The sequence below is a fragment of the Streptomyces sp. SGAir0957 genome, from assembly GCF_043523415.1.
In genome coordinates this window covers 202,370-224,706 of record NZ_CP027291.1, presented here as the reverse complement: position 1 = coordinate 224,706, position 22,337 = coordinate 202,370, and the positions used below count along the sequence as shown (strand labels likewise).

At 71.5% G+C, this 22,337-nt stretch carries 24 protein-coding genes and 1 pseudogene; 21 read left to right on the top strand and 4 right to left on the bottom strand.

Going from position 1 to position 22,337, the window contains the following annotated elements:
* The first annotated feature begins 1 nt into the window (after window position 1).
* The 6 genes from C1N81_RS03600 to C1N81_RS03575 all read left to right on the top strand — a co-directional run bounded on the left by C1N81_RS03600 (window position 2) and on the right by C1N81_RS03575 (window position 4,068).
* Window positions 2–388 carry a hypothetical protein gene (locus C1N81_RS03600; protein ID WP_394426664.1) on the top strand — a complete coding sequence of 129 codons (387 nt, stop codon included), beginning with the start codon at window positions 2–4 and terminating at the stop codon, window positions 386–388.
* A 72-nt stretch (window positions 389–460) separates the two neighbouring features.
* Entirely contained in the window at window positions 461–817 is a 357-nt protein-coding gene (locus C1N81_RS03595; protein WP_394426663.1) for a hypothetical protein, read from the top strand.
* Between the two features lie 138 nt (window positions 818–955).
* A complete protein-coding gene (locus tag C1N81_RS03590; RefSeq protein WP_394426660.1) occupies window positions 956–1,933 on the top strand; it encodes a hypothetical protein in 978 nt (325 codons plus the stop codon).
* Between the two features lie 98 nt (window positions 1,934–2,031).
* Entirely contained in the window at window positions 2,032–2,748 is a 717-nt protein-coding gene (locus C1N81_RS03585) for an HNH endonuclease family protein (protein ID WP_394426658.1), read from the top strand.
* The gene (locus C1N81_RS03580) at window positions 2,745–3,710 is read left to right on the top strand and encodes a hypothetical protein (protein ID WP_394426657.1); all 966 of its coding nucleotides are present in this window, start codon (window positions 2,745–2,747) and stop codon (window positions 3,708–3,710) included. The genes C1N81_RS03585 and C1N81_RS03580 overlap by 4 nt, the downstream gene beginning before the upstream one ends.
* On the top strand, window positions 3,700–4,068 hold the full coding sequence (locus tag C1N81_RS03575; protein WP_394426655.1) for a hypothetical protein: 369 nt from the start codon (window positions 3,700–3,702) through the stop codon (window positions 4,066–4,068). The genes C1N81_RS03580 and C1N81_RS03575 overlap by 11 nt, the downstream gene beginning before the upstream one ends.
* Before the next feature lie 14 nt (window positions 4,069–4,082).
* On the opposite strand, the gene C1N81_RS03570 is transcribed toward C1N81_RS03575, so the two are convergent.
* The 4 genes and pseudogenes from C1N81_RS03570 to C1N81_RS03555 form a co-directional block, all read right to left on the bottom strand.
* Entirely contained in the window at window positions 4,083–5,336 is a 1,254-nt protein-coding gene (locus tag C1N81_RS03570) for a hypothetical protein (protein ID WP_394426653.1), read from the bottom strand.
* 286 nt (window positions 5,337–5,622) lie between these two features.
* Window positions 5,623–6,327, bottom strand: coding sequence for a beta-ketoacyl-ACP reductase (locus C1N81_RS03565; protein WP_394426651.1), 705 nt, complete (start codon window positions 6,325–6,327; stop codon window positions 5,623–5,625).
* A 44-nt stretch (window positions 6,328–6,371) separates the two neighbouring features.
* Window positions 6,372–6,770 carry a hypothetical protein gene (locus tag C1N81_RS03560; RefSeq protein WP_394426867.1) on the bottom strand — a complete coding sequence of 133 codons (399 nt, stop codon included), beginning with the start codon at window positions 6,768–6,770 and terminating at the stop codon, window positions 6,372–6,374.
* Window positions 6,771–6,962: 192 nt separating this feature from the next.
* Window positions 6,963–7,103 (bottom strand): annotated as a pseudogene (locus tag C1N81_RS03555) (helix-turn-helix domain-containing protein); the annotation flags it as partial.
* Window positions 7,104–7,339: 236 nt separating this feature from the next.
* On the opposite strand from C1N81_RS03555, the gene C1N81_RS03550 reads away from it, so the two are divergent.
* The 15 genes from C1N81_RS03550 to C1N81_RS03480 all read left to right on the top strand — a co-directional run bounded on the left by C1N81_RS03550 (window position 7,340) and on the right by C1N81_RS03480 (window position 22,327).
* Entirely contained in the window at window positions 7,340–8,215 is an 876-nt protein-coding gene (locus tag C1N81_RS03550; RefSeq protein ID WP_394426649.1) for an MmyB family transcriptional regulator, read from the top strand.
* An 88-nt stretch (window positions 8,216–8,303) separates the two neighbouring features.
* Window positions 8,304–9,260 carry an MBL fold metallo-hydrolase gene (locus C1N81_RS03545; RefSeq protein WP_394426647.1) on the top strand — a complete coding sequence of 319 codons (957 nt, stop codon included), beginning with the start codon at window positions 8,304–8,306 and terminating at the stop codon, window positions 9,258–9,260.
* Between the two features lie 310 nt (window positions 9,261–9,570).
* Window positions 9,571–10,095, top strand: a complete 525-nt coding sequence (locus C1N81_RS03540; RefSeq protein WP_394426646.1) for a hypothetical protein — start codon at window positions 9,571–9,573, stop codon at window positions 10,093–10,095.
* Window positions 10,096–10,615: 520 nt separating this feature from the next.
* Window positions 10,616–11,197 (top strand): hypothetical protein, encoded by a 582-nt coding sequence (locus C1N81_RS03535; protein ID WP_394426644.1) that lies wholly within the window; start codon window positions 10,616–10,618, stop codon window positions 11,195–11,197.
* Window positions 11,152–12,108 carry an ATP/GTP-binding protein gene (locus C1N81_RS03530; RefSeq protein ID WP_394426642.1) on the top strand — a complete coding sequence of 319 codons (957 nt, stop codon included), beginning with the start codon at window positions 11,152–11,154 and terminating at the stop codon, window positions 12,106–12,108. Before C1N81_RS03535 ends, C1N81_RS03530 begins: the two co-directional genes overlap by 46 nt.
* A 19-nt stretch (window positions 12,109–12,127) precedes the next feature.
* Complete coding sequence (locus C1N81_RS03525; RefSeq protein WP_394426640.1) at window positions 12,128–12,817, top strand: SAF domain-containing protein; 690 nt, start codon at window positions 12,128–12,130, stop codon at window positions 12,815–12,817.
* The gene (locus tag C1N81_RS03520) at window positions 12,817–13,632 is read left to right on the top strand and encodes a hypothetical protein (RefSeq protein WP_394426638.1); all 816 of its coding nucleotides are present in this window, start codon (window positions 12,817–12,819) and stop codon (window positions 13,630–13,632) included. The genes C1N81_RS03525 and C1N81_RS03520 overlap by 1 nt, the downstream gene beginning before the upstream one ends.
* 13 nt (window positions 13,633–13,645) lie before the next feature.
* Window positions 13,646–15,214 (top strand): CpaF family protein, encoded by a 1,569-nt coding sequence (locus C1N81_RS03515; RefSeq protein ID WP_394426637.1) that lies wholly within the window; start codon window positions 13,646–13,648, stop codon window positions 15,212–15,214.
* A complete protein-coding gene (locus C1N81_RS03510) occupies window positions 15,211–16,152 on the top strand; it encodes a type II secretion system F family protein (RefSeq protein ID WP_394426635.1) in 942 nt (313 codons plus the stop codon). Before C1N81_RS03515 ends, C1N81_RS03510 begins: the two co-directional genes overlap by 4 nt.
* The gene (locus C1N81_RS03505; protein ID WP_394426633.1) at window positions 16,149–17,045 is read left to right on the top strand and encodes a type II secretion system F family protein; all 897 of its coding nucleotides are present in this window, start codon (window positions 16,149–16,151) and stop codon (window positions 17,043–17,045) included. The genes C1N81_RS03510 and C1N81_RS03505 overlap by 4 nt, the downstream gene beginning before the upstream one ends.
* Before the next feature lie 18 nt (window positions 17,046–17,063).
* Window positions 17,064–17,267, top strand: coding sequence for a hypothetical protein (locus C1N81_RS03500; RefSeq protein ID WP_394426631.1), 204 nt, complete (start codon window positions 17,064–17,066; stop codon window positions 17,265–17,267).
* Entirely contained in the window at window positions 17,264–17,686 is a 423-nt protein-coding gene (locus C1N81_RS03495; protein WP_394426629.1) for a TadE family protein, read from the top strand. The genes C1N81_RS03500 and C1N81_RS03495 overlap by 4 nt, the downstream gene beginning before the upstream one ends.
* A complete protein-coding gene (locus C1N81_RS03490; RefSeq protein ID WP_394426627.1) occupies window positions 17,686–18,135 on the top strand; it encodes a TadE/TadG family type IV pilus assembly protein in 450 nt (149 codons plus the stop codon). The genes C1N81_RS03495 and C1N81_RS03490 overlap by 1 nt, the downstream gene beginning before the upstream one ends.
* A gap of 11 nt (window positions 18,136–18,146) precedes the next feature.
* Entirely contained in the window at window positions 18,147–18,599 is a 453-nt protein-coding gene (locus tag C1N81_RS03485) for a hypothetical protein (RefSeq protein WP_394426625.1), read from the top strand.
* A 2-nt stretch (window positions 18,600–18,601) separates the two neighbouring features.
* A complete protein-coding gene (locus C1N81_RS03480; RefSeq protein WP_394426623.1) occupies window positions 18,602–22,327 on the top strand; it encodes a LysM peptidoglycan-binding domain-containing protein in 3,726 nt (1,241 codons plus the stop codon).
* Window positions 22,328–22,337 lie beyond the last annotated feature (10 nt).

Below are 22,337 nucleotides of genomic sequence, written 5' to 3'. Positions count from 1 at the left end.
CGTGTTCCAGCTCGTCTCGTTCGTCGTCGGCTTCATCACCGGCACGGTGATCGCCTTCATCGGCCACCGCAGGCAGCCGCTCTGGCGCCGCCGGGTGCTCCCGCTCTCGGTCGCCTCCGCCAGCCCCGAACTCGTCGCCGCCCTCTCCCTCACCGTCGTCGAACGGCACCCCGGCCTTCATCGCCAGGCCGCGTACGCCACCGTGAGCGTCTTCGAGCGCGACAGCCCCGATTCCACGGTCCACCTCTATCCGGCGCGCGGCCCCCGCCTCGGTTCCATCCGTCTGGATCCCGGCGGCCCGGGCCTGACGGGAGACCGGCCTGCCCGGCTGCTGTCTGACATGAGCCTTCCGTGCGGCGTCATGGTGATCCCCCTCGCCACGACCTGATCCCCTGGCGCTGCCGCTCCTGCCTCCCCCGGGGCGGCCATCCGGCCGCCCCGCCCAACCACCGGAAGACACATGACGTCTATCGACACCGCTCGCCACTTCCAGCCGCAGGGAACCTCCAGCGACATCTGCCGTGATCACAATCGGGCAGTCCTCGCTCCCGCCGTCGCCCTCGAAGCCCTCCGCCAGGGCTGGGGTCCGGACCTGACGGACGAGCAGCTCGACCAGTGCGCCGCGAGAGCCGAGCGCAATCCTCTGTCCGACACCTCACGCGCCGCCGTCCGCACCGCACTTGAGCCCGCCCTCTGTGAAGCCGACTCCGCGGAGGCCGTACACGAGCGGCTGTTCACGCTGCCGCCCGGCCATCCGCTTCGGATCCGCCTCGGCGACCAGGAGCACTTCCTCGTCCCCGTCCCCATCACGCTGTGACCTGACCGTCCGCCGGCTGCGAGCAGCAGGCGAGCGGCTGGAGCCCGGTGCCGCCACAGCTGCACCAGCCGCCGTCCGACAGCGTTTTGGCAGGATCCCCGTCGCCCGAAGAAGCAAGATCCGACACCAGGGGAAATCATGTCCGTTCAACTGCGCCGACTCCTGCCCACCGCGCTGCTCGCCGTCTCACTCCTCGCCTCCGGCTGCGCCGCCGGACACGACACCACGCCCAACCCCTCAGGCACCCACACGAACAGCACCGCGCCTCACCCGACGTCCGCCGCCGAACTGCCCAAGGGCATCGCGAAGGCGGGAACACAGCAGCCCGTCGACGGCGGCAGCTGGACCGTCGCCCTCCAGCGTCTCGAGCGCCTGCCGGCCGGCACCGGCCCCTCGAAGACGCCCGCCGGGTCGAGCGCCTACCGGACCCGGATGACCGTGACGAACACGCGGCCCCAGATCGCGATGGCCCCGCAGATCGCCCTGACCATTCGCTACGGCGATCTCGGACACGAGGCCCGTGTGATGCCGGCCCACGGCCCGGCGGACGAGCCCGTGCGGGTAACCCCGAACGGATCCGTCGACCAGGACGTGCGTCTGGTCCTCCCCGATCAGGCGCAGGGCCAGCGCGTCACCATGACCGTCGAGGCCACCCCTGAGGGCCTGGCCGAGCCGGAGCTGCTGTTCTTCGAAGGCGCCGTACCGGGCCGGCCGGCCACACCTTCACCGGCGCAGATGCCCGGCGGTCTCGACCGCCGGGAGGCCGTCACGCCTCTGGGGCGGTGGAACGCCGGAGTGCGCTTGTCGGAGGTTTCGCTCACCGGCGAGGGCGCCTCCCGCCGCGCCCGCCTGGAGCTGAGCGTGGCCAACGGCACCAGCGACCCGTTGCCCGGGCTCGGCACCACACTGCGGGTCCTGGGCGGCCAGGACCTTCATCTGATCACCACTGTCCGCCCGGCGTATGGCTACCACGACGCCGCCATCGCGCCGCACCGCACCGCCACCCAGACCGTCGGCTTCCGCATTCCCGCGGCCGCCACCGACGGCCCGGTGACCATCGAGGCCGTCGCCGCAGACGGCGCCCGCATCACCACCTTCCAGGGCCGTATCGGCTGATCCTTCGCAGGAAATCCGGGCGGCGTGTCACACCAGGCTCCGTCCTCGTACCTGTAGCAGGCGACGGCGCTCCCTTACGACACGAACAGGAACTCACCATGGCCCCTCGTCGCCTTCTCGCCGCCGGCCTCACGATCGTCTCCGCGCTTCTCGCTTCCGCCTGCGGCCCGTTGACCGCCGCGCCCTCCGGCGCCGAGGCGGCACCCGCCGGCGTCGTGGCAGCACCCGCCCTGGCGCAGCTGGAGACCTTGCCGGTCAAGCCCCACGGATCCCTCGCCGGATACAGCCGTGAGGCGTTCGGCCCGGCCTGGAGCGACGACGGCACCGTCGCCCTCTCGCACAACCACTGCCCGACCCGCCAGGACGTCTTGGCCCGCGACCTGACCGACGTGGTGCGGGCCAAGGACGGCTGCACCGTCCTTTCCGGCGTCCTGCACGACCGGTACACCGGCAAGACCATTCACTTCCACCGCGGCCCCGGAACCTCGCTGGCGGTGCAGATCGACCACATCGTGCCCTTGGCCCTCGCCTGGCAGTCCGGAGCCCGCCAGCTGAGCGCCGGGCAGCGGCTGAACCTGGCGAACGACCCGGACAATTTGGTTTCCAGCGACGGTCCGACGAACGCCGGCAAGGGCGCCAAGGACGCCTCCGCCTGGATGCCGCCGCGCAGCAGCACCCGGTGCTGGTACGCCGCCGCGCAGGTGAAGGTGAAGGCCAAGTACCGGCTCTCGGTGTCCGCCGCGGAGCGGACGGCGCTGCGGACGGCACTGCAGTCCTGCCCGGACGCCGGCCACGGCGAAGCGGGCCGGCGATGACGGGCCTGGCACCGTTCCCCCTGCCCTTCAGCGGCGACCCCGGCCGCTGGGAGTACGCCCTTCGGGTAGCGGACCGCCTGTTCTGGGACGCGGGCACGGACCTGGTGGTGCCGGAACGCACGCGCCAGGGATGGCTGCGCTGGGAGGTGGTTGCTGACGAGCAGGCACAGCTTCACGGTCGCCTGCGGGAAGCCGGACTCCTCGACCCCGCCCAGCACCGCGGCTGGCGCTGGCTGTGCCGGGCCGTACGGGGGCACCGGTCGCCGACGTATATACGGGAGTTCGGCACTCTCGAGCTGCCGCGTCCCATCCCGGTGGGGCGGGCCGCCGTGTTCGCGGTCACGATGCTGGCCGCCCTCGGGCCCTCGACCTCCGTGGTGCCCGCTCCGTTCCGGCTGATCGCGGCCGTGTCAGTCGGCGCCGTCGCCGCGGCCGGGCTCCCCGCGCTCCTGCGGTACGTCACCCGGCGACGGGTGCGCGTCGTGGACAGCGGTGAGGCGTACGCGCCGGTCTTCTTCCGGCTGCTGGCCGGCCAGCAGCAGTTGCACGGGCTTGTCCGGCGCAGCGGGCATCACGAGCTGGCCCGGGCAGAGGCGATGCTGCCCGGCCTTCTGTGGGACGCGGCCGCTCTGGTCGTTCTTGCCGGGGACAGCGCCGAGGCCCGAGACGTCCTCCTCGGCTACGAGGAGTCGCTGACGCTGCTGGTAGAGCAGGCCGTCGAGGTGGAGCGGCAGGCAGAGGCCGTTGAGTCCGCGATCTGCGCGGAGCCCGCTGTGCCGCCCCTTCCTGTCGCCGGAGCCGGGCTGCCGGACGGATTGACCTCTCGTGCCTGGCTCGACGAGGCGCGAGAGCAACTGGAGGAACTCGGCCATGGGTTGCGCCATGCCCGGGATGTTCTGCGCGGTGCGCAGAACGATGACACGGACAACAGCGTGCGGAAGGGCGAGGAACATGCGCGGTAACCACGAGCAGCGGCCCCGGTGGCGGGACGAGAACCCGGACGTCTACGCGGAACTCAAGCGCTCCTACGGAGTGCTTGGGCACTGCGGCGTTCTCATGGTGCTCAGTCTGAGCCTGATCGGTACGACGCTGACCGTCGGGTTTCTGCAGTGGCCCGACTGGCTGGAACGAACCGTACGTCTGGTCGCGAGCCTGGGGGCGGTGTGCTGCGCCCTGTTCGCCCTGGGGCGGCTGGTGCGTGCCGTGTGGCGGACGCTTCGGGCCCTTGCCCGGTCGCGCCGGCACGGCGCCGGCGAAGGCGGCGAGGAGCCGCAGGGGGCAGCAGGGGTGGACACCGCTTCCGCTTCGGCGCAGTCGTGAGGCGGTCGTGCCGGTCACCACGGGGATCGTTCCCTCGCGTCGCAGACGGCTTCCCAGTCTGCGAGGGTGCGGCAGGTTTCGGGTGTGCGGGCACGCCAGGCCCGCTCGGCTTCGGCCAGGGAGGCGAGGATGCGGTCGCGGATGACGAAGCCGGGCGGATCAGGCGCATCCGGTTCAGCGGGCAGGTGTTGGGCGCGCAGGAGCTCCGTGGCCCGGCGGAAGGCCGGGTTGGGCGGAACCGCCGGCGCAGCTGCGGCCGGGCCGCAGGTGTCGGTGCCGGCCACGGGGGGCTGGTCGGCGCGCTCTCGCCAACGGGCCATGATCAAGCTGGCCGGGGAGGAGGGCCGACGTGGAACGCGCCAGGCGAGGAGCTCGGCGGCCATGTCCGGGGCCGAACGGCCGGCAGTGATCCAAGGTCTCAGGGCGAAGGCGAGCCGGCGCAGGCCCTCGGCCTGGGTCCAGGGCACCCGGGGGCGGATCCAGGCGGCCACGGACATCGCGTGGGCGGCCTGCTCGGGTGTGGCCCGGTAGGGCTCCGGGACGTCGTGGCGGCGCGTGGGCGGTCGGGTGTGCCGACGCCGTCGCGGCGTACGGGTGTTGTTCTTCTTTCTCTCTACCTCAGCTGTAGGACGTGGGTGGTTGGGCCTACAGGAAGGGGTGTCACGGCGGTCACGGCGACCGTGGCTGGTGCTGCGGCGGCGGGCGTCGGCGATGGCCAGTGCGCGGCCGTGGTCGGTGTATCCGATGTGGCGGGCGTGGTAGCCGTGACCGCTCACGCGGTGGCCAAGGGCGGTGTCCCAGGCGCGGGGCACGACGGCGGCGTAGATGGTGGCGGTGCCCGCCCATTCGCCGCTGCCGGCGGGGCGGGTGTTGGTGCGGCTGCCGTGCACGGCCCAGACGAGCAGGCCGAGTTCGCGCAGCACGGCGATGTGCCGTTCCAGGGTGCGGCGGCTGATGCCGAGGCGCCGCCACATGGTCTCGCGGCAGTAGGCGACCTGTCCGTCGGCGTTCAGGCGTGCGGCGAGGTCGCGGGCGACGCGCAGGGTGGTGTCGCCGGCCTTCGGGTGCAGGCCCTCGGTGATCGCCCAGGTGGCGGCGCGCAGGAAGCCGCTGCGCCGGGTGCGTCGGGACGCGGTGGTGCCGATCTCCTGGTCCGCGTGCGAGCGAATCGGCACGAACAGGTTGTTCGTGGATATTCGGGGTTGTCCGCGCGGTGGGTGCGGCGGGGCGTCGGCTTCTTGGACCGGCGCGCGGGCATGCTGCATCATGGGCAGGGCACGCCCTCCTTTCGGGCATGCGACGGCCCCGTCTCGGTGGGGCCGGGTTCTTCGGGAACCAAGAGATCCGCCCTGGCAGGGGCGGTGTTGCCCGGTCGTGGACCGGGTTCTTCACCGGGCGGGCTGGACACCCGCCGGGTGGTGGCAGAAGTGCGGCGGGGCAGGCCGAGGTGCTGGACACACCGGGTGGCTTGCCGCCGCGGGGCAGCCGCGAGGGGACTGCCCTACTGTCAGGTCATGCGCGCATCGGGCTCCTGGGGTCGGGCGGTCAGGAAGGTCAGTGGCCCATGCCCGCGCCGCCGTCGACGGGCACTACGGCACCGGTGATGTAGGCGGCCTGGTCGGAGGAGAGGAACGCGACGGTCGCCGCGATCTCCTCGGGGCGGGCGAGACGGCCCAGCGGGATCTGGCTCTTGAGGTTCTCGAGCTGGTCCTCGCTCAGCTGCTGGCTCATCGAGGTCTCGGTGAGGCCGGGGGCGACGACGTTGAAGGTGATGCCCCGGGAGCCGAGCTCGCGGGCCATGGAGCGGGCGAAGCCGACAAGGCCGGCCTTGGAGGCGGCGTAGTTGGCCTGGCCGCTCTCGCCGCGCAGGGCGACGGCGGAGGAGATGAAGACGACGCGGCCCTTCTTCGCGCGGAGCATGCCGCGGCTGGCGCGCTTGGTGACGCGGAAGGCTCCGGTGAGGTTGGTGTCGAGGACCGAGGTGAAGTCGTCCTCGCTCATGCGCATCAGCAGCTGGTCCTTGGTGATGCCGGCGTTGGCGATGAGGACCTCGACGGGGCCGTGCTGCTCTTCGACCTGCTTGAAGGCGAGGTCGACCTGTTCGGTGTCGGTGATGTCGCAGCGGACGCCGAGCAGGCCCTCGGGGGGCTCGCCCGAGCGGTAGGTCACGGCAACGCGGTCTCCGGCGTCGGCGAGGTGCCGGGCGATGGCCAGGCCTATGCCGCGGTTGCCGCCGGTGATCAGGACTGAACGGGACACGAGGTGGTGCCTTTCTGCGGTGCTTTGCGGTGCTGTGCAGTCAATCAGCTCGCCCGGCGGGCTCCCGAACGGGTCAGCCAGCCGCTCATCGCTGCGGCGGCGTCCATCACCGCGGAGACGTAGCGGGCGCAGGTCGCCGGCCGCTTCATCTGGGAGTCGCCGGCCAGGAGGGCTACGGAGCCGGCGACGGCCGAGCCGTACCAGAGGGGAGCGGCGATCATGGTCCGGCCCGGCAGCGGGGCGGGGCCCACGGCGTGACCTTCCTCACGGATGCGAGAAATGTCGATCTTGGAGCCGTTCGGGGCGCCGAGACAGGCGAGGATCGCCAGACCGGCGGCGTCGGCGTGCAGGGGAGCGGCCTCGAGGGTGCGCAGCGCCTCCGGGGTCTCGGTGAGCAGCGCTTCGCCGTGCGCACCGTATGCCCGATCTGCGCAGATCCTCATCGGAGTGCCGATCAGGTGCGGTCGGTAAACAAATGCGATCTGGCCGGTTCTCGACTGTAGTGTGACGAGCTCAGCCCTCACGGCAGGCGAGGGCTGTCCAGCCGACGCCGGCTGGCGAGTCGGAGTTGAGTGGGGTGCACCGTGCAGCGCGTCGACCAGCGCATATCCAGCGCGCGGGCCTCGCTGTTCAACGGCTCCCTCTCGCACCATGGCCTGCAGGTATCGATGCGCGGTGGCAGCGGGAAGCCCTGCCGACTCCGCGATCACGGCCACGGGATACTCCCCCGGGCCGAGCCGAACCAGAGCCCGGAGCACCGCCATGGTGCGCGCCACGGCGCCGCCAGTGCGGTCCGACGGTCCGGCAACGGGATGCAGCAACGCGAATTCCCCCTCGCGAAATCGAGGACCGTCACGTCTCCCACAACGCGCATTCGATCCGGTGGCCGATTCTTCCCGGCCAAGATCTCGCGCACCAGGTTCGGAATTTTCCGGTTCGCGACTTTCAGGAGCGAGGGCTTCCGGTAATTCGCCGTCCGCAGCGGCCCAGCACCACGGGGAAGGGTACAAAGTTGAACAATAAGGAGGCGTTGCAGCAGCTGCTGCAATGGAAGCGTCGGCAGATAGACCCCGTCGAGCTCGGCTGGCCCAAACGCACTGGGCGCGGCCGCCGCTCGCCCGGCCTCTCCCAGGCGCAGGTGGCCCAGGCGCTGTTCGTGAGCGAGCGCACCTACGCCGTCCTGGAGCGCGGCGACATGGAGGCGCCGAAGCCGGAGTTCCTCGACAGCGTCGCCCGGGTGCTGCGCATGGAGGAACGCGAGCGCACCGCGCTGTACGTCTACGCCCTGGGGTACGAGCCGCCCATCCCCATGGACCCGATGGCGGGCACCAACGTCGCGCCGGCCTGGCAGCACGCGGTCAACCACGTCACCGGGCAGCCCTGCTACATCAACGACCTGGCCTGGAACGTCCTCGCCGCGAACGACGACTTCATCGCGATGTTCCCGCAGGAGCCGGGCACGACACCGCGGCTGCCCGAGCAGAACCTGATCCGCTGGATGCTCCTGCGGGAGGACGCGCGCGAGCACCACCTGGTCGACTGGGAGAAGCGGTGGGCCGTGCCGGTCGCGGCCCAGTTGCGGGCCGCGGTGGCCGCGCACCCCGAGAGCGAGGACCTCAAGCAGCTCGACAAGGAGGTCGACGACGATCCCGTCGTCGGCCCGATCTACCGGAACCGCAACGTCGCCTACATCCACCCCGACGGCGACACCCGGGTCATGCGGCACGCCGGCTACAGCGCCCCGCAGGGCTGCGCCGACAGCCGGGACCGCTGCTGCGAGCGGCACGCTCCCTCGCAGCTGGGCAACGTCACCATGTGCGCGGCGCAGCCGTTCGGCAGCCCCGGCGCCCGCTTCTTCTTCCTGGTGTTCGAACCCACACGCCCCTGATCCGCCCTGCTCCCGCGGCCCGGCGGGCACGATTGCCGCCGGGCCGCCCCAGCACGCACAATCCATGCCTATGGCACTTGCACCTGACATGAGACAGATCGCTCCCGGCGTTTTCGGGTGGCTTCCTCAGCAGTCCTCGACCTGGGGCCTGGCCAACTGCGGCCTGATCACTTCCCAGGGCGAGGCCCTTCTCGTCGACACCCCCTACACGCCGGTCCTGACCGACGCGTTCCTGGACGCCGCCCGTGCGAGCACGGCTCCCGGCACCCGTCTGGACCGGGTCGCCGTCACCCACGCCAACGGCGATCACACGTGGGGGCTGCAGAGGCTGCCAGGAGCCGAGATCCTCGCCACGCGGGCCGCCCTGGAGCACCAGTGCCTGGAGCCGACCCCGCAGCAACTGCAGACCCTCACCCGCGACACCGACCCCGGACATCCCCTGGGGTGGTACTTCCGCCAGCACTTCGGCAAGTTCGACTTCGCCGGCATCGAGGTCCTCCCGCCGACCGACACCTTCACCGGACGCCGCGACCTCGTGGTCGGCTCCATACCCGTGGAGCTGCACGAGGTGGGCCCGGCCCACACCGTCGGCGACCTGATCGTCCATCTGCCCGAGCAGCGGGTCGTCTTCGCTGGTGACATCGTCTTCTCCGGCGATCACCCCTCGCACTGGGCCGGCCCTCTGGAACGCGTCTCCGACGCCTGCGCCCGAATCCTCGCGCTCGACCCCGAGTGGATCGTGCCGGGCCACGGTCCGCTGATGAGCCCCGAGGACCTGAAGGCGTACGTCGACTACCTCGACGACCTCGCCGACCAGGCCTATGTGATGCACGGTCAGGGCCGGACCGCCGTCGAGGCGGCGCGCATCCTGATCAAGGAGGACCGCTACACCGGTCTGGGCCTGCCCGAGCGTCTCGCGATCACCATGAGCACGGAGTACCGCCACCTCGAGAAGGACTCGGCCGCGCCGGACCTGCTGGAGCTCATGGACCACGCCGCACGCATCGCCTGGGACCGCTCGTCCGCCGAGCCGTCGAGCTGGTGAAGCTCCCGAGCCCTGCTTGCTCCTTGCGCTGTTCCAGCGGGTGAAACAGGCCCCGCCTTCATTCCGGTCATTGAAATATGAACTGCCTCGGAGGGCGGTCCGGCTTGCCCCCGCGCCGTCCGGCGCGGTCGACTACTGGCGTCGGCGCGCCGTGCACACACGGGGAGCGCCGCCCAGGCACCGAGGGCCCTCCCACGCCCGTCGACGTGCGCGGTCGAGCAGCAGCTGTTGCTGGACTCGATTCCGGATGCCGCCGCCGGCCCCCCGGCGGCGGCACCCGCTCGCAGCCGTCCCGCTCCAGGGAGAGTTCATGCCCTCCGTCACCCTTCCCGTTCCCGCCCCCGTCCCCGAGTTCCTCGCCCCGCGCGTCAACTCCGTTCGGGAAGCCGCCCGTGCGGGCCAGCCGGCCAGCGCCCTGGCCCGTGCTCGCCTGATCAGCACCGAGCTCGCCGACAGCTACGGCCCCCTGCACCCCTACGCCCTGCACGCCCTCGAGCTCGTCGCCTACTGCGCCCAGCTCGCCGGCCATCCGGCGACCGCCACCGAGACGGCGGTGCAGGCCGCTGCGGGATGGCAGCGAGTCCTGCCCGCCGGGCACCGCCAGATTCTGCGCCAGGCGCGCAACGCCGCGGCCAGCTGGCTCACGGTCAGCGATGCGACCGAGGCCGTGCGGACCGGCACCGCCCTCCTGACGCTGATGCCGTCGGTCTTCGGCCCCGGCCATCCCTCCGGCGCCTTCGTCGAACGGCGACTTACGGCCATCACGGGGCCCGACCGTCACGAGGCCGCCAAGGCCCTGCGCGCCACCGGCCCTGCCCTGCTTGTCCGTCCGTGAGGCTTTGGCCTACATGAATTCAACTGTCCCAGGACAAAGGCATATACCGGAACGTGGTCTACCGGAAAAAACCGGGCCTGGCTGCCCTTGATCTCCCTGGCCGAGAATCGGCCTCGGACCGCTCGCGTTGTGGGAGACGCGGGGTCCCCGACCGCGAGGGGGAATTCGCGTTGAACCGCACAGGAGCCGCATCCGCTCCGCCAGAAGCCGAGCCCTGCCCGGCCCGTCCACGGGCACATGCCCGCCGCGCGGCTTCCCGGGCAAGGACCGCACCCGTCCCTCACCGGGCGGGCGCGGGCACACGTGCTGCCGGCTCTCGGCGCCCCGCTGCATCGGCGGCCACCTCTCGCTGCGACCGGCCGGAACGCGACACCCGCCTTCCGGCCGTGATCGTAAGCTCGCCGGGTCCTGGCCCGACGTACCCGGCCATGTCCGCCGAGACGCGGTAGAGGAGCACCTCTCCGCGGCCTCGTCGCATGGCCCGTACGCCAGCCGACCCGACATCCGAAAGGGACCCGTCATGACAGTGTCCGCCCAGCCCCGCATCCACGTCCTGCGTCTGACCGGATCGGTGCTCGCCTGCGCCGTGGCCGCCGGCGTGCTGGCCGGCTGCGGATCCGACGACTCCAAGAGCACCTCCTCCGCGTCCTCCGCCCCCGCGGCCGCGTCCAAGTCGCCCTCCAGTGACCCGGACCAGGCGGCCAAGGACGACGTCCTCGCCGCGTACAACAACATGCGCGACATTCAGGTCAAGATGGCCGAAGACGGCGATCTGCACACCCAGGACCTGGCCAAGTACGCCAAGGGCGACGCCGCGGCCGACCTGAAGAAGTCCGTGCTGCGCAACAGGTCGATGGGCATCAAGTTCACCGGCCAGCCCGAGACGGACCCCGAGGTCACCTCGGTCGACACGAAGAAGAAGACCGCCACGCTGAGCGACTGCTTCGACGCGACCAAGTGGAAGCCCGTCTACACCAGCTCCGGCAAGCCCGTCGAGCTGGCCAAGCAGCGCCTGAAGTACCCCGTCACGTCCCAAGCCACGCTGGAGGGCGACACATGGCTCATTACGAAGATCACGGCAGACCGAACGAAGGGCTGCTGATACGCGGTGCCCGCGTAACGGGTGCACTTGCCGTCCTGTTCGCCCTGCTGCCCGCCGGCCTGGCCTACGCCGGCGGAGGCGCCCACGGCTGTTCGGACGTGGATGTCTGTGTCGACGCTGGCACCTCCGGCAAACCGGGCCACGGCGGATCCCACCAGAACGGCGGCGGAGGCGGCAAGGGCGACGGCGGCAAGGGCGACGGCATGTGCAAGCTCGTCGACGACACCGAGATCGCCTGCCTGCCCGGCTACAACCCGAAGGACCGCTGCTTCTACGAGCTGATGGACCCGCAGCCGGAGTCGGGCCCGGGGCACACCGACATGAACGGCGCCGACACCAGCGGGCCGGGCGCCTTCTACCAGAAGGACTGCATCGTCAACGACGTCGGCGGCACGGTCTGGCTGACCACACCACCGCCGACGGTCCTGCCCGACCCGGCCGAACTCGCGCGCCAGGCACGGGACAAGATGACCCTGCGCGGCGCCGACATCGGCTCCTCCCCCGGCCCCGGCAAGCCGGGCCTGGTCGGGATGCCGGTGTGGCTGTGGAACAACAAGAGCGACACCACCTGGGGACCCAACAGCGCCACCGCTGCCGTCCCGGGGCTGTCCGTGACGGCCACCGCCCGCGTCACCAAGATCACGTACTCCATGGGTGACGGCGGCTCGGTCACGTGCACCACGGCCGGTACGCCGTACAAGAAGTCCTACGGCGGCAAGTCCTCGCCGGACTGCGGCTACCGCTACACGAAGGTCTCCACCGGCAAGGCGGGCGGCAAGTTCACCGTCACCGCGACCAGTTCGTGGGAGATCACCTGGCAGTCCTCGACCGGTGAGGGCGGAACGCTCCCCGACGAGGTCCGTACGTCCACCACCACAGCGCGCGTCGGCGAGCTGCAGGTCGTCAACTAGCACGAGGAAACGCACCACGATGTCTCTTACCAAGGAGCAGGCGGCGCCCAAGAAGGGCCGCGCACAGGCCACCTCGGCGTTGCCGATCACCAACGACGCACCGCGCAGCCGGCGGCGTCCGGTGGTCGTCGGTGCCGGTCTCGCGCTCGCGGCCGTCGGCGCGCTCGTGTCGGTGTGGATGGTCAACGAGGCGGGCGACAAGGTCGCCGTCGTCGCAACCCGCCACGCCATCGAGGCCGGAGACACCATCAAGGCCTCCGACCTGGTCGCGACGGAGATATCCCACGACGCGCAACTGCACTCCGTGCCCGCCTCCCGCTCCTCCGAACTCGTCGGCAAGCGGGCCTCCTCCGACCTTCCCGAAGGCGTACTGGTCACCGAGGACTCGGTGAGCTCGGGCTCCAGCGTGACCGCGGGCAAGTCCGTGGTCGGCATCCTGGCCAAGCCCGGCCAGCTGCCCGTGCAGAAGCTGCACACCGGCGACAAGGTCACCGTCGTGCACACCCCGCAGGACGGCAGTGCCTCGGCCTCGTCCAGCAAGCCGGGCTCAGCCCCCGACAGCCTGCCCGCCGTGGTCGCCCGCGTCGGCTCCCCCGACGCCAACGGCGCCGTAGTCGTCGACGTCGCCGCCTCCGACGTCAACAGCACCTCGCTCGCCGCGTGGGCTGCGGGCGGGAACGTGTCGATCGTGCTCAAGGCGGACAACTGATGGCCATCATCGCGCTGGCCTCCGGCAAGTCCAGCGGCGTCACATGCTCGGCTCTCGCGCTCTCGCTGTCCTCGCCGCGCCCCTCTCTCTTGGTGGAGGCCGACCCCGCGGGCGGCACGATCCGCGCCGGCTACCTCGGAGGGGAAGGCACCGCACAGGTCGGCCTGCACCGCCTGGCCTCGGCCGACCGCCAGGGCACCCTCGCCCGGGAGTTCCGCCACCACTGGATCTCGCTGGACAAGGAGCACTCGGGCAACCGCATGCTGCTGCCCGGACTGACCGCACCCACCCAGGCCCCCTCCATGGCCCGGACCTGGGACAGCATCGCCGAGCTGCTGTCGGTCCTGGACAGCCAGGGCTTCGACGTCATCATCGACGCCGGCCGCATCGTGGCCGAGTCCGAGACCCACCTCAGCAGCCGCTCCTACCCCGCCCCCCTGCTGCGGGCCGCCGACGCCGTCCTGCTCGTCGTGCGCTCCACCCAGGCCTCCGTCGTCGCCGCCGCACCGGCCGTACAGGTCCTCAAGGAGGACCTGGCGAGCAACGGCACCGGCGCCGACGCGCTGGGCCTGCTGGTGATCGAGGAAGGCAGCGCCTCCACCAGCAACGTGCAGCAGTGGCTGCAGACCCCCGTGGTCTGCGCCCTGGACTGGGACCCGGACACCGCGGATGTGTTCACCCACGGGCAGGCGCGGCTGCGCCGCACCGCCAAGGGCCTGCTGCGCTCGGCCCGCACCGCGCACGACCGCCTGCACGAAGTCGTCACCCGGCGCCGTATCCAGCTCCACCCCGCGCACTACAGCGCCCTGACCTGAGGAGGGCAGGAACATGACCGACACCCGACCCGAACGGGTCCCGCCTGCCCTGGACTCCCTCGACGCGCTCTTCGAGCAGCGGCTGCAGCAACGCAGCGGCTCCCCCGACGCCGGCGCCTCCGTCCCGGCCAAGACGTCCCCCACCGCCGTGCCCGCGCCCATATCCTCGGGCGCCCGGGCCCTCGGACTGCTGCCCGTGGACTACGAGGTGATCTCCGACCTGCGCCAGCAGGCCAGCTCCAAGATCGGGCAGGCCAGCGCGGCCGACGGCACCATGAGCCCCCAGGACCAGCGCCAGCTCGGCCTGAAGATCATCCGGGAGACCGTCAGCGAGTGGGCGACCCGCTACGCGGCCACCGCCTCCACACCCCTGACGGACGCTCAGGAGACCCAGCTGCGCCAAGCGGTCTACGACGAGCTGTTCCGCGCCGGCCGTCTGCAGCCGCTGCTGGACAACCCGAACGTCGAGAACATCCTCATCAACGGTGACAAGGTCCGTGTCGACTTCGCCGACCGGCCCAGCCAGTCCTGGGACCCGATCGCCCCGAACGACCGCGAGCTCGTCCGGCTGATCAACCACATCGCCCGCATGCAAGGGCAGGGGGAACGCGCGCTCACGCCCGCGACCCCGAACCTCAACATGCGCCTGGGCGACGGCTCCCGTCTCGCAGCCAGCTACCTGATCACGCCGCGCCCGCAGATCGTGATCCGCCGCCACCGCACCCGCGGCCAGGGCCTGGACGACCTCATCAAATGGGGCACCATCGACAGCACGCTGGCCACCTTCCTGCGCGCGTCGGTGAAGGCCCGCAAGAACATCGTCCTCGTCGGTTCCCAGGGCGCTGGAAAAACGTCACTGCTGCGGGCCATGGCCCGGGAGATCCCGCGCACCGAGCGCGTGGGCACCCTGGAGAGCGAGTACGAGCTCTACCTGCACGAAGACCCCGACGGACCGGAGGTCATCGCCTACGAGGGCCGGGAGAGCAACGGCGAACGAGGCCCGGACGGCAAGGCGCTGGGAGAGCTGACCCTCTCCGACCTCTTCCCGCAGCTGCTGCGCATGTCGCTGCGCCGAATCATCGTCGGCGAGGTCCGCTCCAAGGAAGTCGTGCCAATGCTGCACGCCATGAACACCGGCGAGGGCGGCTCCATGTGCACCCTGCACGCCGAGACCGCCCAACTATCGGCCGAGCGCCTGGTCACCCTGTGCCTGGAAGCGGGCATCGGCATGACCGAAGCGCTCGCCTACCGCCTGGTTGCCCAGGCGATCGACCTGGTCGTCTACATCCGCCTCGTCGACGAGACGGAACTCGTCGACGCCGGCGGGCGGCCCGGGCGCAAGCACCGCTTTGTCAGCCATGTCATGGAGATCACCGGCATCGGCGAGAACAACCGCCCCAGCCACCAGATGATCTTCGCCCCGCGTGAGCAGGGTGACATCCGCGAACCGCGGGCGGTCCCCCAGCAGATGCCCAGCCCCCGCTACCTCGACGACATCGAGCGCGCGGGCTTCGCACGCCAGGAACTGACCCGGCCGTGGGGCACCTGGACCGAGCGCCTGGAGACGGTGATGCCGCTGTGAACCTCAATCTGGACGCCCTGCTCGCCGCGCTCGCCGCGGTCGCCGCGGTGGCCGGCGCCTTCATCGCCGTGGCCGGCCTGATGGGTTGGGCCGACCGGCCCGCCCGCCGCCGCAGCCGCGCCCAGCAGAAGCTGCGCGCCGCACTGGGCATGGACAACCAGCCCGGGCCCGTCGCCTGGTGGGCCCGCTCCAGCACCCGCATCACCGCCGCACTCGTCGGGGGCATGCTGGTCTGGCTGTTCAGCAGCTGGCCCATGGGCGGGCTGGTCACGGCCGTCGTCATCGTCGGCCTGCCCTGGCTCCTCAACCCCGGCGCCAACGCCACCCGTGATATCGCCCGCCTGGAGGCGGTCGAGGAATGGGTGCGCCGCCTGTCGGACATCCACACCGTCGGCGTCAGCCTGGAGGCGAGCATCCAGCGCAGCCTCCACACCGTGCCCTCCGCGATCAAGGACGAGGTCACCCGGCTCGTGTCACGCATGTCCGCCGGCTGGCACCCGGTCGACGCCTACCGGGCCTTCGCCGACGAGCTCAACGACGCCACCGCCGACGAGGTCGTCGCCCTGCTGATCCTGCACGTCGAGGACCGCGGCGCGGGACTCAGCCGGGCGATGAACGAGCTCGCCTCGGGCCTGTCCCACGAGGTCCTCGCCCGCCGCGAGATCGAGGCCGACCGGCAAAAGCCCCGCACGAACGATCGCTGGGTGACGATCTTCTGCCTGGCGATCTTCGGGCTGTCGATGCTCTCTTCAGCCTGGGCTGTGCCCTACTCCACCGTCATGGGCCAACTGGTCCTGATCACGCTGGGTATCGCGTTCGTCGTCGTGAAGGTCTGGATGCGGCGGATGGCCATGATCGAGCCCACCCCCCGGTTCCTGTCCGCCGACGACCGAGCGGGCGGCGACACCACCTTGACACTCGTGAAGGAGGCCGCATGATCTCGCCGTTCGCGATCCTGGGCGGCGCGGCCGTCGGTGCCGGACTGGTCGTCGCCTACCGCGGCCTGGCCCCCGGCCGCCCCGACGTCGGCGACGTCATCTCCCGCATGGACGCCAACCGCCTGGAGAACCTCCAGCCGGTGCGTACCGCCGCCCCGGCCGGCGGCCTGGAGAAGCTCGGCGCTGCTCTGCTGCGCTCGGCCGGCGAAGGCACCCTGCGACTGCCGCGCCAGGAGCTGGAGCTCATCGGCCGCAGCCCCACCCGGCACGTCGGCATCAAGCTGGCACTGGGCCTGTACGGGCTGGTGCTGCCGGCGCTGCTGGTGTCCGCGGCCTCAGCGGCCGGCTACCCGATGCCGTTCCCGGTGCCCGCCCTCGCCGGCCTGGTCCTGGGCGTGCTGTTCTGGTTCGTCCCCGACATCCACGTCAAGCAGCAGGCCGTCGAAGCGCGCGCGGACTTCCGCCACGCCATCAAGACGTACCTGCGGCTGGTCCAGCTCGAGCGCGCCGCCGACGCGGCCCCGACGCAGGCCCTCAAGCGCGCGGCCGAGGTCGGCGAGGGCTGGGTCTTCGTCAAGATCCGCGACGCAATCACCCGGGCCGAACTGGAGGGCATCAGCCCCTGGGAGGGCCTGCGGCGCCTGTCGGAGGAACTCGACGTGCCCGAGCTCGGCGCCCCCGCGGACATCATCTCGATCGCCGGCGAAGAGGGCGCAGCGGTCGGCGAGACACTCGGTGCCCAGGCCCGCTCCCTGTCCGGAGCCCTGGTCACCGCCGCCAAGGCCAAGGCGAACAGCGCCTCGGAAAAAATGGTCATGCCGGTCTCAGCCCTCGTCGTGATCATGACCATCTACATCGGCTATCCCGCCCTGACGCGGATCATGTCCGCCTGAGAACGACAAGGAACCACCGTGCACTTCAACGACCCCATTCTCAGCCTCCTCGTCGCGCGCTCCCGCGCTCAGATAGCCAAGCTGCGCGCTCTGCACAGCGAGGACCGCGGCGGCCTGTCCATCGAAGCGATGATCATCGTCGGCTCTCTCGTGGGCATCGCCATCGTCGCTGCCGGCGTGCTGCTGCTGAAGGTCAACGAGAAGGCGGACCAGATCAAGTGACCCGAACCGGACAGCGGGTTCGCCGATGGCTCCGGGCCGTCGCTGCGCGCAGCGCGGCCCGGGACCGCGGGGCCCTGTCCCTGGAGCTCCTGATCATCTTTCCCGTCGTGCTGATGCTCATCCTGCTGACCGTGCATGCCGGCCTGTGGTGGCACGCGCGCAACGTGGCGATGTCCGCCGCGCAGCAGGGGGTCGAAGCGGCCCGCGGCCGCGGCTCGAGCCTGGACGCCGGCACGCGGGAGACCCGGGACTTCCTGAACAGGGCCGGGGGCAGCATCTCCGGCACCCACGTCAGCGGCAGCCAGGGCCAGACCGTGCGGATCACCGTCACCGGACATGTCGACACCTTGATCCCCGGGCTGACGCTGCCGATCAACCAGCACGCCCAGGCCTCGACCGAACGCATCACGGAGCCGTAGTGAGCATCTCCGCCCTTCGCCGGCGACTGGCCGCCCACGACCGGGGGGCCCTGTCGCTGGAGGCCATGATCCTCTTCCCGGTGCTGATCATGGTGCTGCTGCTGGTCATCGCCTTCGGCCGGATCCAGTCCTCGGGCAACGCCGTCGACACCGCCGCGCGCAACGCCGCCCGGGCCGCCTCCCTCGAACGCGATGCCGGGGCGGCGCGCACGGCGGGCACCGAGGATGCCCGCGCGGGGCTGCGCAACCAAGGCCTGTCGTGCACCACGATGTCGGTCGACATCAGCACCGCCGGGTTCGGCGCCCCGCTGGGCACGCCCGCCACCACGACCGCCACCGTGCGCTGCACCGTGCGGCTGTCCGACATCGGGCTGCCGGGCCTGCCCGGCTCCAAGACCCTGACCTCCAGCTTCACCAGCTCGATCGACTCCTACCGCCAGCGCGACTGAAACAGGAACCCATGACCGCCGCCCGTCCCACCCCCGGCTCCCCTCGCCCGGCCGCCGCGCACCCGCGCTGGTGGCGGCGCGACGACGGCGCGCTGTCGCTGTTCGCGCTGGTGACGATCGTGGGGCTGTTCGCGATCGCCGCCCTGGTCGTCGACGGAGGCGGCAAGCTGCGCGCGCTCAACAACGCCGAGGGCGTGGCCAGCGAGGCCGCGCGCGCGGGCGGGCAGGCCATCGACGCCGGCAAGGCCATCTCCGGTGAAGGGGTCACGGTCGACCGCAACGCCGCGGTGGCCGCCGCGCGTTCCTACCTCTCCCGCGCCGGGGTGAGCGGGAGCGTGCGGGTCAGCGACGACGGAGCGTCCCTGGAGGTGACCGTGAACGAGAACTACTCCCCGCTGTTCCTGCCGGGCGGTAACTGGTCCGTCACCGGCACCGGCCAAGCCGACCTGGTCTACCGGGGGTAACGATGAAGACTCGCAGCAAGTCCGCCGCCTTCGCCCGCGGTCTGCTCTCCCTGGCCGCCCTGACGATCCTCCTGGCGGCGGTCCCGTACGCCCTGCTCCGCATCGGCGTCCTGCCCCACCACGTGCCCTCGGGCGGCGAGATCACCGCAGCCCTGACCGAGCAGGACACCGGTCAGCTCTTCCTCGGCGCGATCACGTTGATCGGCTGGTACGGCTATGTGTCGTTCGCCTTCTCCGTCGTGCTCGAGGCGGCCTCTATCGCCCGGCACCGCAAGGCGCCGCGGATGCGGATGCTCAGCGGAACCCAGCGGCTGGCCGGAATTCTGGTCGGCGGGATCTTCCTGCTGCTGCCCACCAGCGGCGCCTTCGCCGCACCCGCCGTCGCCGCACCCCAGACTGCGGCGACCGCCACCGTCACACCTGCGGCCAGTACGCCGGCTCCCTCCACGGCCGAGCACCAGTCGGCTTCGCAGAACACGCACACCGGGCCGGTTCACCACGTCAAGGCGGGCGACACGCTGTGGGACATCGCCGAGCAGCGCCTGGGGGACGGTCTGCGCTGGCGGGAGATCGTCGAGGCCAACCAAGGCATCTCAATGCCAGGCGGGCAGCACCTTACGGAGGACACCACCGACCTCCAGCCGGGCTGGACCCTGCGGCTCCCCTCCGATGCCAAGGCCGCGGCCTCCGAAGGCGAGGGGGTGCACACCCAGACCGAGGGGAGGGCGGCCCACGACCCCGAGCACACGGTCAAACCGGGCGAGACGCTGTCGTCGATCGCCGAGGACGAGCTCGGCGACGCCGACGACTACCCCGCGATCGCGAAGGCCAATGACAACGTCCGTCAGCCCGACGGCCGTACCCTGACCGATCCGGACGAGATCTACCCGGGCTGGCAGCTGAAGATCCCCGCCGCTCAAGAAGCTCCGGACGACGCCGCGAACACGCCCGCCCCCGAGCACGACTCCGACAGCAAGCAGGACCAGGCTCCGGAGCACGACCGCGGCGGTGAACAGCAGGACGAGGGCAAGGAGCACGATCAGGGCGGGGGCCAGGCGACGGAGAGGCCGGGCACGCCCGCCACACAGGCACCGGCGCCGCACGAATCCGCGAAGCCGGACGTGTCGGCACCGGCGCCGGACGCGCCCGACGCCTCCGCCGAGCCCGCCCCGCAGCACGACACGGGCACCGACTCATCGAGCGTGCGGACGGTCGCGGCGGCCGGAAGCATCCTGGCGGCCGCGGTCCTCGCCGTGCTGGCCACCCGCCGGGCACGGCAGCAGCGCCGGCGGCGCGCCAAGCGGCGTATCCCCATGCCCAGCGGCGCGGTCGCCGACTTCGAGAAGCAGCTGCGCGCGACGTCCGACATCACCGGCACCGCGCTGGCCGACCGCGCCCTGCGGACCATGGCCGCCCACTGCCGCGAAGCGGGCCGGCCGCTGCCCGAGGTCGAAGCGATGCGCATCGCCGCACGCGGAGTGGAACTCCACCTGTCCGCCGCCACCGCCCCGGTGGCACCGTTCACCGAGCGCGAGGGCAACCCGATGGTGTGGTGGTGCCCGGCCCGTGGCGCCGCCCTGCTGGACGCAGAGGAGGCTGCTGACGTCACCCCGCCCTACCCCGCGCTGGTCAGCCTCGGCGAGACGGAAGGGGGCGACGCGGTTCTCGTCGACCTGGAAAGCGTCGGTCTGCTGCGCCTGGCCGGCCACCCGGCCGACGTCCGCGCGGTCATGCTCGCGCTCGCTGTTGAACTGGCCTCCTCCAAGCTGGCCCCGGCCACGCAGATCGTGCTCGCCGGTGCCGGCAGCGATCTCCACCACCTCTACCCCGACCAGATCGACCACCACGCCGACTTGAACGGAGCCGCCGCCGAGCTGAAGGCCCACGACACCTTCCAGCGCGACGCCCTCGCCGACGGCGGACACGACCACCTCCGCGCCGCGCGGCTGAGCGAGGAGACCGGCGGGGACACCTGGATCCCCCGCATCCTGCTGTCGACCGACCCGGTCACCGGGCCATCGGCCGCCGCGCTTGAGGACCTGATCACGTCGCGCCCGCGCACCTCAGTCGCGGTCGTCACCGCGGCCGGAGCAGACCTGGACCTGCACGGCGCCTGGACCCTGCCCACACAGCCTGGTACCGCGGTCGAGCTGCCCGGACTGGACCTGGCGGTGAAGCTGCAGTACCTGGACGACGCGGCCTACGACCGGCTCGTCCAGCTCCTGGCCACCTCCAGCCGCACCGACGACGTGCCCCCTCCGGCGTGGACCGGGCACAGCGCCGACAACGGCCCCCGCAGCGCGGTCGACCCCACCGGTGAGACCTCCGCGCTCGCTCCCGATACGGCCTGGATCCCGCAGCCGGCCCCCCACATGCCCGCCCAGAGCAGCGACTTGAGCACGGCCCTGCCCAGCTTCGACTCCCTCGCGCCCGCCTACACATCCGCGCCCGCCCCAACCCCTCATCAGGACAGCAGCCCGGTTGAGGCTGGCGACAGCGCGTTGTCCCCCGCCGTCGCAGGTGCTGCGCCCGCCGCAGACGACGTGTTCGTCACGCATGCCGAGAATGGCACCCTCGACTCCACCGCTCATGGCGCGGCCGCGGACGAACAGGAGCCGGACGCCGACGAGGAGTCCCCCGCGCTGGCCACGGGCGTGTGGGACGTCGAGGAACCGGCCGAGGCCCTCGACCGCGAGGAACCGGCTGCGAACGGGGGCGAGGAGGAGCCCGCCGGGGACTTCGACTCTGTGCTCGGTGAGGTGCTCGCCGAACAGGACGCACCCACGCCGGGCGACGACGGTGAGAATGCCGCCTCCGCTCTGTCGGCAGCCGCACTCGGCGCGAACGAGCAGGAACAGGTGGTGCGCGAGGCCCGCATCATCCCGCGCCCGAGCGCCGCGACCTCCACCGTGCTTGCGGCACTGTCCACACCGCCGGCCTCGCCGGACGCCCCCCAGGTCCAGGTGCTCGGCCCGGTTGCCCTGACAGGCGCCCGCGGCCGGGTGGGAAGCAACCGCCGCAACAGCCTCATGGAGATCGCCGCCTACCTCGTACTGCACCCCGGCCTGGGCCGCCAGGACCTCGACGACGCGATCTGGCCCGGGATGCGGATCAACGCCGAGACCCGCAACACCGCGATCTCCCGGCTGCGTTCGTGGATGGGCCAGGACCCCCACCTCGCCGCCTCGGACCCCCAGGCGGCCTACCTCCCCCCGATCAAGGGCGGCATCTACCGGTTCAACACCCCCGTGACCTCCGACTGGGACAAGTTCCGCGAGCTGTACCAGCAGGGCATGCACCACGACGGGCAGGACGCCGACATCGCGCTGGCCCAGGCCCTCACCCTGGTCCGCGGCCGGCCGTTCGCCGACGTCGACCCCTCCAAGTACACCTGGGCCGAGGCGGACATCCAAGAGATGATCAGCGCGATCGTCGACGTCGCCCACGAGCTCGCCGAACGGCGCCGCCAGGTGCGCGACTACCGCGCCGCCGCCCAGGCCGTCACCAAGGGCATGCTCGTCGACAGCCAGAGCGAGCTGCTGTACCGGGACCTGTTCACGATCTGCCATGAGATGGGCGACCGCGAAGGACTGGAACGCGCTGCCCACCAACTGGCCCGCATCAATGCCGAGGAGGGCATCGACTCCTCTCCCGAGACCGTCGGTCTGCTGCGCACCCTCCTCAAGGGCGAGCGCGGTCAGGTGACTTGGGGATCCGCCGCTTCATGAAACGCACCGT